Here is a 14,972-nt window from a genome sequence, read left to right as displayed (position 1 = left end):
ATTTTGCCTGCTGCCGCGACGGAAGGCAGGTTTTGCGGTTTATTTCTTTTGTAAAAGAAAAATCCCGAATTTAATCTGATTAGATGAAATTCGGGATGAACTCATGTTATGTTTCAAATATGGATTTTGGGGTGCTATCAGGGATAGTGCTATTTTTTAAAGGGTGTGATTTTCATTGGTTTTTGGGGAGCATTCCGGGCCCGCAGTGTTTTCATGGTGGTTTTGATAGTATATCACATGGTTTTGAAAAAGGTTACCCTGACGGCCGATTTTTTTTGAAAAACATAATTTTAAAAGGAGGTAAGAGGACGAATTAAAATGGAAAATACTTCTACATTAGAAGTCAGAAGTATGCTTAATCGTTCTAATTTTTATTAGTTGTTTAATACTGTCACCGCACTTACTTAGAGTAGTAAATTCAATCAGACACATTAATTGTTTACAACCATAGCTAAAGTCGGGTTGTTAAGAAGAATCAAACAAACTATATTATGAGAATTATCCTAATCCATTTCCTGCTGTTTATCAGCATCAGCTTATTCGCACAAAAAGATACCATCCCCACTGATAAGGGCGATATCATCTTAACGCCGATCTTCCACGCCACAATGGTGCTGGAATGGAACGGTAAAACCATTTTCATCGACCCTTACGGAGGAGCAGAACGATTTGCCGGTTTCCAGGCTCCCGACCTCGTTTTGATTACCCATAAACACGGTGATCATCTCAATAAAGAGACATTGAGCGGGCTTTCACTCGGGGAAGCTGAACTCATCGCCCCTCAATCTGTCGTCGAGAATCTGGGGGAAATTGCTTTTGGTCGGATCACCGCCCTGAAAAATGGAGCCGAAACAGAAACAAACGGCATCAAAATCATCGCAGTGCCCATGTATAATTTGCCCGAAGCAGCTGATTCATTTCATCCCAAAGGTTGGGGCAATGGTTACGTGTTGGAGATTGGCGGCAAGCGTTTGTACATTTCCGGAGATACAGAAGATATTGAAGAAATGCGCAACCTTGAAAATATTGATGTCGCTTTCGTCTGTATGAACCTGCCTTATACCATGGATATCGAACAGGCGACTTCTGCCGTTTTGGCATTTAATCCCAAAGTGGTCTATCCTTTCCATTACCGGGGGGGTGACGGGATATTCAGCGATGTGGAACAATTCAAAATGAATATTAACTTCGCTAATCCGGGGATTAGGGTGAGATTGCGGGACTGGTATCCCGAGAAATGATTTTTGCGGTTTTAAAAAGTGACGACCCGAAAAAAATACTAAATTTGAGCTGCATTTTTTCCTGCAAATAAATACAATTGATGAAAAAGATCTTCACCTCCATCTGCCTGTTAAGTTTATCCGTGTTGGTTTTTGCCCAGCAGGACCTGATCATTCCCCGAAATTTATTGCCCAATTATGAAAAAGGCATCCGCAGTACCAGCGGTGCTCCCGGGGAAAATTATTGGCAAAACCATGCCGATTACAACATCGATGTTGAGTTGGTGCCGGAAAGTCGCACCGTAAAAGGAAGTGAAACCATCCTGTATTTTAATGAAAGTCCGGACACACTCAAAGAGATCGTACTCGCTTTGTATCAAAATGTATTGAACAAGGATGCCAAACGCGTTTTCGATATTCCCAAAAATATCCTCAACGACAATACGGTAAACATCGAATACCTGACCATTGGCGGTGAAACGGTGGATATGGCCACTCAGGCCAGTTACACCAGTACCAACCTGATCGTCAGACTAAACAAGCCGGTGCTGCCGGGCGAAAAAGTAGTCATCGAGGCCCGTTGGGATTTCCAGATGATCAAAGGGCTGCAATTGAGAATGGGGGATTACGACAACGGAGTCATTTTTGTGGGGTATTTTTATCCGAAAGTGGCCGTTTACGATGATGTGGATGGCTGGGATAAGATGGATTACAACCTGCTGCACGAATTTTACTCTGATTTCAATACTTACGATGTGAAGATCACGGCTCCGGCAGAGTATATCGTCAGTGCTACGGGCCGTTTGCAAAATTCAAAAGACATCCTGGCCCCCAGGTTTGAAAAGCGTTACCAAAATGCACTTACTTCCGCAACGGTAATCCATATTGTCGATTCCCTGGATCTGGAATCAGGAAAAATAACCCGGGAAGGGGAGAAACATACCTGGCACTATAATGCGCCCCTCGCGCCCGATTTCTCTTTCAGTGCCTGCAAAAATGCCTTGTGGGACGGTTCAACCGTCAAGCTGAAAAGCAAAGACGTTTTTGTCGATGCCGTGTACCTGAAATCCTCTCCTGATTTTTTTAAGGTCGCCGGGGTAGCTGCTGAGGCCATTCGGTCCCTGTCGGAAAACTTTCCCGGGGTGGATTATCCATATACCGACATGACGATCATCAATGCAGGGGCCGCTATGGAATTCCCGATGATGGTCAATGACCCGAGTGTATCGGAAGAACAATCCTTACATTCCCTGACCGTGCATGAAGTGGCACATACCTATTTCCCATTTTATATCGGCACGAATGAGCGCAAATATGCATGGATGGATGAGGCCTGGGCCAACGTCTGTCCCATATTCTATTTCGAGGATCGGAATATGGACAATGATTACATTCCTTACAAACTGGAGCGTTACTACAACATCGCCGGTACCCAGCAGGAACTGCCCATCATGACGCTGACCAATTACCTGGAATACTACCCGGCTTACCGACATGCCAGCTACAGCAAACCGTCCTATGCCGTTCTGTGCCTGAGGGATTTATTGGGCAAAGAAGTATTCGCCGAAAGGCTTAAGAATTATTTTAAAAACTGGGGGTTCAAACACCCTGTTCCTTACGATTTTTTCTACACGTTCAACCCGGACAACGACCCCACCGTCAACTGGTTTTACCATAAATTTTATTTTGAAACGAGTTATGCGGACTTAAGCCTGGTTAAGGAAAATGGAAAGTTAAAAGTGGTCAATAAAGGAGGTTTGCCGCTGGCGTTTGAAATCGAAATAATCGGTAAAGGAGGGGCCAAAACCACCAAGGCAATGCCTGCACGGGTTTGGATGGACACCAATGAAATTCCACTTGAAGTGAAAGGCGACGTCCAAAAGGTGATCCTCAAAAATCAATGGAACCTGGATGTGAATATGGCGGATAACTCAATTACGAATGAATAGTTTCAATATTAATAATAAAAACCCGGGACTAATGGAGCAAAAAAATAAGCCTACGCAAAAGAGGGTGATTTATTCCTTCTTATGGTTCTTTTTTATCATGTACATGATCCCGTTTATGAACGATTATGTGGAAGGGAAATTTACGGGAGAAATTTTCCATTCCAGACAGATAAAGAGGCTAATCACGGCGATAATTGGAGGAGGGGTGCTTACTGTGGTGAAATTTTGGTTGTTGAGTTTAGCGCATAAAAAAAACAATTGATTTTTGGACCATCCCTTGGAAAAATCAGGGATGATTTGTTTTCTCCATCACCCATATCCAGTAATCAAAAATATTCCCTTTTTTCAAACAGACTTCCTTTTCGATTTTGGCGCCTCTTTGCAAAAGCATATCCCGGTACTCCTGAAGATCGTATTGATGCGGATGGAGAATGTCGCCCGGAAGGGCTTTGAAAACTGGTTTAAGCCATGAGTGTTTATGGGCATCGGTGGAGAGGATAAGCTTGCCCCCGGGAGCCAGCCAGGAAAAAAGGTTGTCCAGGCTTTTATGGATATTTGCCACATGGTTGATGGCGTTGAGACAAAAAATGTAGTCGTATTTTTGTTCGGGTTCAAAGGCTTCCAGTGGATTGTTAAAAAAGTGGACATTGGGATAGATCGCCCGATCGAAATGAGGAAGGGTAGACTCATATTCGTTGATTAACGGATCTACCGCAACTACCTGTTGATTATCCAATACCATAAATATTCCTGCCGGACCGCAGCCTGCATCCAAAATGATGGCATGCTTTCTTACCTCAACGGACAATTGGTTTAAAACCCTATCCCAATACAGCTTTTTTAGAGCCAGGTAATCTCCAACAGGTTTGCGTTTTAAATAATTTTTCCACCAACGCAATTCCATGGCCTGGGCTATTTTCCAACGTAATCTCATACAGGCTGCTGGTTACTGGTTACCCGATGCTTTTTTCTTTGTAAAACAAAGAAAACGAATAAGCATAATTGAGTAACGAGTGACAAATTACATTTTTGATGTTATCTTTGTCGAAAGGTACGTATTTTACCATTGTTGGAGTAAAGAACTCTTTTAAACATTAAAATCTTATGTTATACGCGGTCGGGACTAAAGTCAAATTTTTGCACACCGGGGATGTGGGTACCGTAGCGGGGTTGCTGGAAGGCAATATGCTGAATGTACGGCTCCTGGATGGCATGGAAATCCCTGCATTTATAGAAGATCTCCAGCGTTTGGACGGTGAGGAAGATCCCGGCAGGGTAAAGGCGAAAATTGTTCCGGGGAAGCAGGTCAAAAAGCCATCAGCTCCCATTGACCTCCGTGCGAGGCAACAATATTCCATCCTGAAAAGTTACGGGCTCCAACTGGTATTTGACCCTGTACTTAGGACTGACGGTACGACAGAAAAGTTTGAACTGTTTTTGATCAATGATACCAAATACGATTGCCTTTTTACCCTGACCCTTTCCATCAACGGTTATGTGGAAGAACGCTATAACGGTAAAATTGACGGGGAGACTATGTTCCCGGTAGGTGAAATGCTTTATGATGAGCTCAACGATGCGCCCGAAGTAGAGATAGAATGTTGGCGCATTACGACGATGGGTACAGGCACGCGTTTGCATAAAATATTAAAGATCAAAGCCAAGCAGTTTTTCAATAGCCTGAAAACGGCGCCTATTCTCAATAAGCAGGTTCACCTTTATCGCATTTTTGAAAACCTGGATGACACGGACAGTCTGCGGGAGAAGCAGGAACAGGAGGATTTACGAAGCTACACGAAAAGAAGTGCCGGACTGAAACCCGTTCAGCAAGGTAATCTGAAAAGAATGGGGCACGAAGTGGAGGCAATGGCCAATTTTACGACTGAACTTGACCTGCATATAGAAAAACTGGTCAGCAATTCGGCGAAGATGAAAAATGCAGAGATCGTACGCATACAAATTGCTGCCTTCGACCAGTATTTGAGTCAGGCGATACGGCTTGGGGTTGATAGGGTTTTTATCATCCATGGCCTGGGAGAAGGAAAGCTCAAAGACCTCATCGCCTCCAGGCTCATCCAGATGCCGGAAGTGACTTCATTCAAAAACGAATTCCATCCAAGATACGGATATGGGGCCACTGAGGTTATTTTTAAGGAGGACTAATTTAAATGCTCATCAACCTTAATTCTTTATTGACACGCTCTTAATACCTAATTGATTGACAAAGGCTAAACTTTCTTTTTTTTTAAAATATGGGTTGTTTTGGATGGCGTATTTTTCCGTCGCCAGATTGATCTTTTTGATATACAACTATGATAAAACCTTAGCCGTTTCGTCTACCGGGCAGGTTATGGACATTTTTCTGCATGGACTGAAAATGGATGCTTCCGTTACGGGATACTTCCTTATTTTACCGGTGGTGTATTTCATACTCAGTTCATTTTTTAAAGGCAACAAATTCGGGCCTTTTATCAAATACTACACTTTTTTTATTCTTTTTATCACCACCATACTGATGGCTACCGATTTGCGTATTTACCATCATTGGGGGTACCGGCTCGATGTTTCGCCATTCCTGTACCTGAAGAACCCTGAAGAAGCGGTGAATTTTATTTCTTTCGCTGAACTTGCCGTAGGTATTCCTGCCATCCTGATCATGACGGGCCTGTGTTATTACGCTTTTGATAAAATCCTCAAACCCGCATCGGTCAGCCACAAAAGAAGCTGGATCGTTACCCCTTTGACTTTTATAGCCTTGGGAATATTGCTCATCATTCCCATTCGGGGAGGAGTGGGGCTCAGCCCGTTGAACGAAAGCAGCGTATATTTCAGCACGAATAATTATTGTAACCAGGGGGCCACCAATGTTTTTTGGAATGTGGCCCATTCCATTACGGAACTCGATAAACAGCAGCATTCCTACAAACACATGCCCGAAGGACTGGCACAATCCATTGTGGATGATCTTTACCGTCCGGCAAAAAAAACGAAGAAAATATTAAAGAAAAAACGTCCCAATATAGTCCTGGTCGTGATGGAAAGCATGACAAAGAAGATGTTGTACAGCGAAAGAGACTCCATAGTCATTACCCCTCATTTGAATCAATACGGAAAAGAAGGGATTTATTTTTCCAATTTTTTTGGCAGCGGTGAACGCACGGACAAAGGGCTGGTGGCTATTTTGAGCGGGTATCCGCCGATACCTGCAAGTTCCATTACCAATTCACCCAAAAAGGTAGACCAATTGCCGTCCTTGTTGAAAACTTTAAAAACGGTGGGCTACCATACTTCTTTTTATTATGGAGGAGACATCAATTTTGCCAACATAAAATCCTATATTATTCATTGTGGACCAGACGTGATGGTGGATAAAACCTCCTTTCCTTCGAAATATTATGACGCCAAGTGGGGAGTGCACGATCATCTTCTTTTCGAAAAGGTTTATGAAGATATGCAGTCTGATACCTCTCCATGGATCAAAACTATTTTGACGCTCAGCAACCACGAACCTTTTGATGTACCCCAACCCATGATCTTCGACGGAGATGATCCGGAACGCTTGTTTGCCAATGCGGCCAATTATGCAGACAATGCCCTCTTCGAATTCATTGAATGCTTACGCGAAACGCCCGACTGGAAGAACACCCTTGTCATTTTGGTGGCTGATCACAGCACCGTTTTGCCTTTTTATTCAAGTCATTACGAGTTGGCCAGGTTTGAAATCCCAATGATTTGGTTAGGGGGTGCCTTAAAATCAGGCAAACAGACCATTTCGAAATTTGGAGACCAGACGGATATTTCCTATACGCTACTCAAACAGCTGAATGTCACCAATGAGGAATATCACTTCGGGAAAGACCTCTTTGCCAAGGATTCTCCTTCCTTTGCTTATTACGTTTTTAATAAGGGTTTCGGTTTTGTCAGCGACAGTATTACCCTCATCTATGACAATAAAAATAAAGAATACCTGGTCCATGACCTCTTTTCTGATGATTTTCCGGAAGGGGTCGGGAAAGCCCATCAGCAGGTGATCTCCCGGGATTTTAACGAGAAATAGATGTTTAGGAGGATGTTCATTTAGCTGTGTCTCTTTGAATGATCTGAAAATTTAAACATGCGTTTAAACAAGTATACCCTTTTCGGTTTTTTAGCGGTTTTTCTATGGAGTGCTACGGTTGCCCTGGTACGCAGTATATCCGAGCAACTGGGGCCGGTAACTGCGGGAGCTGCAGTTTATCTTACCGGAGGGATATTGGCGTGTACCTATTGGTGGTCACAAAATAAGTTCGTCTTCAGCAAGGAACGGTTTCCCGTGAAATATTTTTTCAGCACCGGTTCCCTTTTTTTGATTTATACACTCAACCTGTTCCTGGCCTTAGGCCTTGCAAAAGACAGGATTCAAGCCATAGAGCTGGGGCTGGTCAATTACCTTTGGCCAGGGCTGACCATTTTATTGTCCCTGTTAATCTTTTCCCGAAAAGTTACTTTAGGGTTGATTCCAGGAACCCTTTTGGCTTTTGTGGGTATCTTCCTCGTACTCATTCCTTCGGGAAATTTTAGCTGGCCGGTTTTTCTGCAGCACATCATCGACAATCCAATCGCCTATTTTTGCGGGCTGATCGCTGCCTTTTCGTGGGCCTTTTATTCTAATCTTACGCGATTGTGGAAAAGTGTGGAGGATGCCGGTTATGTGCCTTTTTATATTTTAATCACCGGCGTCTTTTTACTTTTGCTCAGTATGGTATTTCCTGAAAAGAGTCAATGGGGATGGGGAGTGCTGGGGGAGGTGTTGTTTTTGAGTTTTACGACGGTATTGGCCTATGCTTTCTGGGAAATGTCTATGCAAAAAGGCGATATTGCATTAGTTTTACCGTTTACTTATTTGACCCCTTTGTTTTCTACCCTGGTAAGCTCCGTTTATCTGGGCGTTTTTCCCGATGCACGGTTATGGGTCGGGTGCATAGCCCTGGTCACAGGATCATTTATCAGCTGGAAATCGATGAGGTAGAGAATTCTCATAAAAGAAAGAATGAATATGAAAATTTTAATGACCATTTCACTGTTTCTGGTGTTTTCGGGTTTCGCTTTCGGGCAGGGAGAAGATTACGAAATGAAAAAAATAAAAAAACTGTCGGAGAAATCTCCTTTTGAAAAAATCGTGGACCGGGAATTACCTGCCACCATTGTGTATGAGGATGAAGACATCATTGCCTTCCTTCCATTGAAACTTCAGGCTCCGGTTCATATTTTGATCGTTCCCAAAAAAAGAATTCCCACTGTCAATGATATCGAAGAAGAGGATATTCCCCTTATCGGAAAGATGTATTACGTAGCGAAATTGCTTGCCAAAGAAAAAGGGATTGATGAAAGCGGGTACAGGTTGTGTATGAATACCAATGAAGACGCGGGCCAGAGTGTGTTCCATATTCATCTGCATCTGCTGGGAGGAGAAAAGTTGAGCCCCATGATTCCTAAAAAGGATTGAGGAATGGAAGGATAGGAACCGATAAAGTCAATAGTGTATGTTAGGAAAAAGAATCAAAAGTTTCAAATTTGCTTTCAAAGGAATCATTTCCATGTTTCGCTCCGAGCCCAATGCCCGGATTCACCTTGTAGCCATGGTGCTTGTCATAGCCGCTGGATTTTACTTTTCTATCCAGCCGGGGCAATGGATCGCCCTTGTTTTGTGCATAGGTTTTGTCTTCGCCGCCGAAGCTTTTAATACTGCCCTCGAAGCCCTCACTGACCTGGTCTCACCGGAGTTTCATCCTTTGGCAGAAAAGGCGAAAGACGTAGCCGCGGCGGCGGTTCTAATAAGCGCCATAACTGCGATAATTGTAGGATTGTTCGTATTTTTGCCCGAGCTTTTTTCGATCATAAAATAATACCTTTAACCTGACCGTTTGAGGTGAACATAATCACAACTATCTACATCGCCATGAAACAGTCCTCCCCGTTCAAACTGTGCATTATTTGCAGTCTTTTTTTATTCACCACCACTCTTGGGGCCCAGGAACAATTGGGATTTCACACGGATAATTATGCAGGGATCAATGCGGTTTGGCTGAATCCTGCAGGCCATGCCAACTCTCCTTTTCAATGGGATATTAACCTCGCCGAAGGAGCTTTTTTTCTCGAAAATAATTACTTCAAGCTTACTCCTTTTCGCCTGCTTGATCTCAATAAAATTACGTTCGACGATATCGTTTATGGACCCGATGTGAAAGATCCTGCGGAACTGGCACCCAATGCCATTATCCAGGATTTTGTCGATAATGGAAGAAAGCGTTTTGCCAATGTTAGCGGTCATGTGATGGGCCCCTCCTTTTTTGTCAGGCTCAACGAAACAAGCACTATTGGATTGACTACGGCCATGCGCGTAGCCGGAAGTGCTAGCGGCATCACGGACAACCTGAGTTATTATCCTTATTTTGCAAGACCTTTTTATGAAGCTTTTCAGGTAAATAAATTTAGCCTCGGCTTTATGACATGGTCAGAAGTAGGCCTGAATTATATGCACCAGGTAGAAGCAGGCGACGGAGAACTGTCCATTGGCGCCACGGCCAAATATCTCATGGGATATGATGGTGCATTCCTTTATAACGATCGGGATTTTCTTTTGACCAAAATCCCCGGTGATACTTTGATGGCCAACGCGGTTAACTTCAATTATGGATATACGACCTCAAATATCAGTATGGATGCTTACCAGGTTTCACGAAATGGAAGCGGTGTCGGTTTTGACCTGGGATTTGTGTACACTGTAAAGGATTACGATGACGGGTATACCTGGAAAATTGGAGCTTCTTTAATCGATATTGGTAAAATAAAATTCACAAAAAATACCAAAGAACACCTGGTCAATTCTGCTGAGCCGGTAGTGCTGGCCACTGAGGGGTTTCAGAATATTGAAAATCCGGAGTTTTTTGAATCTAAATTAGGCTATTTTAGTGAGCAGTTGCTGGGGGATTCGACCCTTTCACTGGTAGATGATCAATTTAGCATGTGGTTGCCTGGCGCAATAAGTGTTCAGTTCGATTATTCATTTACGCCCAATTTTTTTGTCAATGCTTCGGTTGTGCAGGGTATTCCATTCGGAGGCGTGGGCGTTCGCCGGGGAAATTTGCTGGCCGTGACCCCGCGTTTTGAGCACCGGTGGTTTGGCGCGGCCTTGCCATTGTCGATTTATAACTGGCAGGATGTTCGTGTGGGGCTGGCTGCCCGATTGGCCTTCTTTACTGTTGGGACAAGTAATCTCGGCAGTGTTTTCAGGCAGACTACCTTTACCGGATCTGATTTCTATTTTGCCGTAAAGATTAATCCTTTTGATCTCGGGCTCGGAGGACGCAGCAAGGGGCATAAAACAAACAGGAAGCACAAAAGTCTTCGCGGAGTGAAATGTTATGAATTTTGATCGAAAAATAACAAAAAACGGCTGAATTTTCTTTTTAAACGCAAGAGCATGAATTTTCAATGTCTTCCCTTTGAGCAGCTTTCTTTGGGACAGCTTTATAAAATAATGAAATTAAGGCAGGAAGTTTTTGTGGTAGAGCAAAATTGCCCCTACCTGGATGCTGATGATAAGGATCAGGAATCTTTTCACCTGGTGAGTTGGGATGAGAATGGGGAGGCTTTGGCCTATGTGAGATTGTTGCCCAAAGGTTTATCCTATCCTGAGTATGCCTCGATTGGCAGGGTGGTAACTTCAGCTAAAATTCGTCGCTCCGGCGGGGGAAAACAACTGATGCAGGAAGCGCTACTTTGGGCAAAAAAACTATTCGGAGATACTCCCGTCAAAATTTCCGCCCAGAGTTACCTGTTAAGCTTTTACCGCAATTTGGGATTTGAACCCATTGGGGAGGAGTATTTAGAGGATGATATTCCGCATAGGGCCATGATCCTACGGGATTAATATCACAGGTTTATTACCCGTATCACAAAAATAACCGCTATAGATAAAATTTCGATTGCCCAGTGCTTAAGCGCTATTTCGATTGCCCAGTGCTTTAGCGCTATTTCGATTGCCCAGTGCTTTAGCGCGGGGTAAAATATCATCAAAAACCAGGCCTTTAGGCCTCCAATAAACGACCATAAGAGAGGGCTGAAAGCCCTGTAGCTTTGTTTTTTTTGTATTTCCTGCGCCTGCCTTCCTGCGGCGTCAGGCAGGCTAAAGCACAGGGCGATGGAGGGCTGTTTTGAAATTTAATTTCCAGGAAAAATTTGTAAAATTCCCCTATTCAAAAACTATAATGAATCTTTGTAACGAGGTCCTTAGCCTGCCTCACCAATTCCCCGCATAGCTCAAATCTTCCCCGGTAATATATTGCAGGTAGAAAAATTTCACATTCCCAATCTGACGAAAATGAAGGAGGTCGTGGGTGAGCCAGTTGGACAGGAACTTTTGAGCAGACATGGCGCCCAAAGCAGGATGGTGGTAAACATTGGTCCATTTCGGATCCTCGAGGGATTCCAGCCAGTCGATGGAATTTTGACGCTCTGTCAAAAAGGCGTCCAGTCGTTCTTCAAAATCAGCTTCAGCATATTTTCTTGCGGTGACCCATCCCTCGGGGTCTATGGGAGGCATGGGAGCTTCCGGCGTTTCCAGCACATGTTTTACCCTGGCCCGAAAATCCTCCACTTCTTCATCGTGCAAATGACAGAGGATTTCCAGCAGGCACCATTTTTCCGGAGCAGGTTTCCAGCTGTATTGCAGGTTGGTGAGGCCTTTGAATTGATGTTCAAAAATGGCCTTGTTCCTTTTGAGTTGCGCTATGACTTCTGAATGATACATAGAGAAAGGTTGAATTCAGCAGTTAAGTTGAAAATAATGGCCTCGTGTTTCAGCAAAATAAAATACAGGTTGACCACCTGGTCGGATTGTATCCCGGAAAAACTTAACCATGCACCCCGGCATCCTTGCGGTTAAAAACAGCCTCAAGGCATTGCTTTTGATCCTCCAAAAAATCTTCGATCTCTTCCGTAAAGGAAGGTTTTTTTTGCTGCCGATTGATCGTCAGATGAAGCACGATGGATTCCGGGGCAGGGGAGAACCCTGTGGTGACCGTCCAGGCCAAAGCATTGGGGCATTCCACGAGGGCAAATCGAAGGCCGCCCCTGATGATGTCGCGACTCAGGGTGAACTCACCCCAAATGCTTCCAATAGAAACTTCCCTTTCATCCGGCTGACCGAGTTGGATGAGTTGGGTGCTCATTTGCTCAAGATTTTCAAGCGTCAAAGCTTCCCGGATTTTTTCTTCTGTGGTACGGACATTAACAATTTTAAAGTATTCCATATTTCTTATTCTACTACAAGTACTTTTTCACTGGCCAGTTCATCCCCTGTTGCTGTGGTCAATTTTATCAGATAAGTGCCCTGTGGGATGTCGTTTAATTCAATGAATTCCGAAAAATCCGTCAAACCGGAAAGTGTTCTTGTTTTAAGGGCTTTCCCTTCAACATTGTACAAGACAAGCCTTGCTTCCTCTCCCCCGGGCAATGCCCCTTCCACATAAAATGCTTTACTTGCCGGATTGGGAAATACAGAAAGTTGGCAGGGTTCCTCTATATTGGCAGTGGCAAGTGGAAATGCTCCATTGGCAAAGGTGTATTCTCCAAGCATCATGGGCTCCATTCTGATGAACCCGTTACCGTCAGTAGTGGAACCGAGCATTAATTTATCGTAATAAGGATATTCCTGCCACGCCTCTTCCGGGGTGGGGCGCCACAATAAGATGAGGTTTTCTTCTGTCTCTTCCAAAAGATCATAATCGAGGGAGTTTTGATTTTGTCCCTGGTACTGAAGGGTGACTTTTGCATTGAAAAATTCATCTGTGAAGCCACTCACCGTCCAGTAATGGCTGGAAGAAACCTGCTCCACGTAAGGACTTTCGGACGGATCGGCGGCGGTGAGATGATGCACCACACTGATCATGACCGGGTTCTGGATTTCTTTTACCTGGAACTGAAAAAAATGAGTGTAGTCTATACTGGTAAAGCCTGTTTGTTCAATCGTAAAACGGTTTTGCGTGCGCCCCAGGTTGAGCAGGTTATTGTCGTTTAAAACCTGAACAGTCGGGGCAAACGGGAGGGTGAATTGTGCTGTGCTGATTTCACCTGATACCATGAATTTTTTTGTTTGAGCATTCTGGTTCTCATCAAAAAAAGTGATTTCCATAGGCGTATTGGTATGAAAATGCGGGGCGGCCAAAAGTTTTTGCTGAATTTCCACTTCCACGTTGAACACATCTCCATTTTCGGTTACATCTACCGTATTGATCTCATAGTCCGCATAACCCGGAGCATAGATCCAGTCGTCAAAAAAAGAAGTCATGTCAATACCCGTAACGCTGGTAAGGTGATCTCTGAAAGCTGCGGCATCCACCGCGTCGTATTGAAAGGAATTCAGGATAGAGGTCATGCCGGAGGAAAAGAGAGTGTCCCCCAGGTAAGCTCTAAGATTATGCATCATAGAAGCACCTTTCTGGTAAGAATGGGTGCCGTAAGTATGTTCATAGGGTATGCCTGAAAGGGGCCAATAGCCATCATCATCAATGTGAGCATCTTCGAGCACTGTCTTGTGATTGTCTTTGACGACCTCCTTAAAGTATTCCGGCCCGAAAGCGTATTCAGTAAACAGTTGGGCACCATATTCTGCATTCCCTTCTTTGATCCACATATCCGACGGGGTGGTTAACGTGGTAATATTTCCCCACCAGTGGTGGGCCAGTTCATGAGCCATCAAACGGTTTTGGGATGGATTAGCGCCACTGAGAGCCGAAGACAGGGGGAAGGCAATGCTGGTGGAATGTTCCATGGCACCCACGGAGGTCATTACATAACCTACTCTTTCCCATTGGTAAGGACCGAACCAATATTCCAGGGCGTCAATAGCATTGCCTAACTCGGCAAAAGAATTTTTTATACTGGTGGTATCTCCTGCAAATCCGATCAATTCTACCGGAATCGTTCCGTATGCACCCTCGTGGGTACTGTGGTGAACGGCATACTCTCCAACGGCTACTCCTACCAGGTAGGTGGGCAACTCCTGGGCCATGCGGTAACTTCTCAGCCAATGGTCATCCCCCAGGTCTGTCTCTCCCAGGAAAGTGCCTATGCAAAAGGCCCTGCGGTTGCCGTAAGTGATCACATTGAGATCGTAAGTCGCTCTTTCTACAAAATTATCAAAACAAGGGAACCATCCGCGCCCATAGTTATAAGGGTTGGATCCCAATCCGATACCGAGATTGTAAGCAATGCCATCGCGGAAATCAAATCCACCAAAACCGGTAGGATCCACCACCGGGTGACCATTGTAATAGACCGTCAGGGAAGTAGTGTCACCAATCTGCAGGGTATCCCCAAAAGTCACGTCTATAAGAAAACCGTTGTAGGCATATTCCAGGGGAATATGGTCAGGACCGACAATAGAATCTATGGTAAAGGCCAGCAGGTCAAGGGTGATTTTATCCACCTCATTCACCTTGGGGGTGAGTAATATTTCGCAGGCGCCAGTGATCTTTTCCTGGCTGAAGTTGGTGACATCCAGGGTAATATTGAAATTCAGAATATTGATGGTATCACTTCGGCCGTTGCTCAGGGTAAGCAGGTTTTTTTCTTCGGGGGTTAACGGCTTTAAATTTACATGCTCCTTAGCGTATCGACAACCGGCATGGTAGTCAATATCGATCGGCTGAGCTTGTAAATTTTGAGTTAAAAAGGAGAAACAAAAAAAGGCCAGACAAAAAAGTAGACGTCTCGATTTCATGTGTGAATGATTAATTTTTTCAAAAATAACTCCGGTTTT

Annotated in this window: 14 protein-coding genes; 10 read left to right on the top strand and 4 right to left on the bottom strand. The window is 44.2% G+C overall.

Annotation, left to right across the window (positions count from 1 at the left end; all coding sequences use genetic code 11):
* Positions 1-491: 491 nt before the first annotated feature.
* From H6571_22700 to H6571_22690, 3 genes are all read left to right on the top strand, one after another.
* Positions 492-1,241, top strand: a complete 750-nt coding sequence (locus tag H6571_22700; GenBank protein MCB9326561.1) for an MBL fold metallo-hydrolase — start codon at positions 492-494, stop codon at positions 1,239-1,241.
* An 80-nt stretch (positions 1,242-1,321) separates the two neighbouring features.
* Positions 1,322-3,169: a M1 family metallopeptidase gene (locus tag H6571_22695; GenBank protein ID MCB9326560.1), complete on the top strand. Its 1,848-nt coding sequence runs from the start codon at positions 1,322-1,324 to the stop codon at positions 3,167-3,169.
* 31 nt (positions 3,170-3,200) lie between these two features.
* On the top strand, positions 3,201-3,431 hold the full coding sequence (locus tag H6571_22690; GenBank protein MCB9326559.1) for a hypothetical protein: 231 nt from the start codon (positions 3,201-3,203) through the stop codon (positions 3,429-3,431).
* Positions 3,432-3,455: 24 nt separating this feature from the next.
* On the opposite strand, the gene H6571_22685 is transcribed toward H6571_22690, so the two are convergent.
* A complete protein-coding gene (locus H6571_22685; protein ID MCB9326558.1) occupies positions 3,456-4,103 on the bottom strand; it encodes a class I SAM-dependent methyltransferase in 648 nt (215 codons plus the stop codon).
* A 170-nt stretch (positions 4,104-4,273) separates the two neighbouring features.
* Here H6571_22685 and H6571_22680 point away from each other — a divergent pair, with 170 nt between their 5' ends.
* The 7 genes from H6571_22680 to H6571_22650 all read left to right on the top strand — a co-directional run bounded on the left by H6571_22680 (position 4,274) and on the right by H6571_22650 (position 11,081).
* On the top strand, positions 4,274-5,332 hold the full coding sequence (locus H6571_22680) for a DUF2027 domain-containing protein (protein ID MCB9326557.1): 1,059 nt from the start codon (positions 4,274-4,276) through the stop codon (positions 5,330-5,332).
* 103 nt (positions 5,333-5,435) lie between these two features.
* Positions 5,436-7,226, top strand: coding sequence for a sulfatase-like hydrolase/transferase (locus tag H6571_22675; protein MCB9326556.1), 1,791 nt, complete (start codon positions 5,436-5,438; stop codon positions 7,224-7,226).
* Between the two features lie 57 nt (positions 7,227-7,283).
* Positions 7,284-8,177, top strand: a complete 894-nt coding sequence (yddG, locus tag H6571_22670) for an aromatic amino acid DMT transporter YddG (GenBank protein MCB9326555.1) — start codon at positions 7,284-7,286, stop codon at positions 8,175-8,177.
* A gap of 102 nt (positions 8,178-8,279) precedes the next feature.
* On the top strand, positions 8,280-8,654 hold the full coding sequence (locus tag H6571_22665; GenBank protein ID MCB9326554.1) for a histidine triad nucleotide-binding protein: 375 nt from the start codon (positions 8,280-8,282) through the stop codon (positions 8,652-8,654).
* Between the two features lie 37 nt (positions 8,655-8,691).
* Complete coding sequence (locus tag H6571_22660; GenBank protein MCB9326553.1) at positions 8,692-9,054, top strand: diacylglycerol kinase family protein; 363 nt, start codon at positions 8,692-8,694, stop codon at positions 9,052-9,054.
* A 53-nt stretch (positions 9,055-9,107) separates the two neighbouring features.
* Positions 9,108-10,583 (top strand): hypothetical protein, encoded by a 1,476-nt coding sequence (locus H6571_22655; protein ID MCB9326552.1) that lies wholly within the window; start codon positions 9,108-9,110, stop codon positions 10,581-10,583.
* 48 nt (positions 10,584-10,631) lie between these two features.
* The gene (locus tag H6571_22650; GenBank protein ID MCB9326551.1) at positions 10,632-11,081 is read left to right on the top strand and encodes a GNAT family N-acetyltransferase; all 450 of its coding nucleotides are present in this window, start codon (positions 10,632-10,634) and stop codon (positions 11,079-11,081) included.
* Between the two features lie 369 nt (positions 11,082-11,450).
* Here H6571_22650 and H6571_22645 read toward each other — a convergent pair whose 3' ends face one another.
* From H6571_22645 to H6571_22635, 3 genes are all read right to left on the bottom strand, one after another.
* Positions 11,451-11,960, bottom strand: coding sequence for a DinB family protein (locus H6571_22645; GenBank protein MCB9326550.1), 510 nt, complete (start codon positions 11,958-11,960; stop codon positions 11,451-11,453).
* A 103-nt stretch (positions 11,961-12,063) separates the two neighbouring features.
* Positions 12,064-12,462 (bottom strand): hypothetical protein, encoded by a 399-nt coding sequence (locus H6571_22640; GenBank protein MCB9326549.1) that lies wholly within the window; start codon positions 12,460-12,462, stop codon positions 12,064-12,066.
* 5 nt (positions 12,463-12,467) lie between these two features.
* Complete coding sequence (locus H6571_22635) at positions 12,468-14,933, bottom strand: T9SS type A sorting domain-containing protein (GenBank protein MCB9326548.1); 2,466 nt, start codon at positions 14,931-14,933, stop codon at positions 12,468-12,470.
* Between the last annotated feature and the right edge of the window lie 39 nt (positions 14,934-14,972).

It is taken from the genome of Lewinellaceae bacterium (genome assembly GCA_020636105.1).
Classification (GTDB): domain Bacteria; phylum Bacteroidota; class Bacteroidia; order Chitinophagales; family Saprospiraceae; genus BCD1.
Note: the sequence above shows the minus strand (reverse complement) of the source record. Positions and strands in the feature narration are given on the sequence as shown.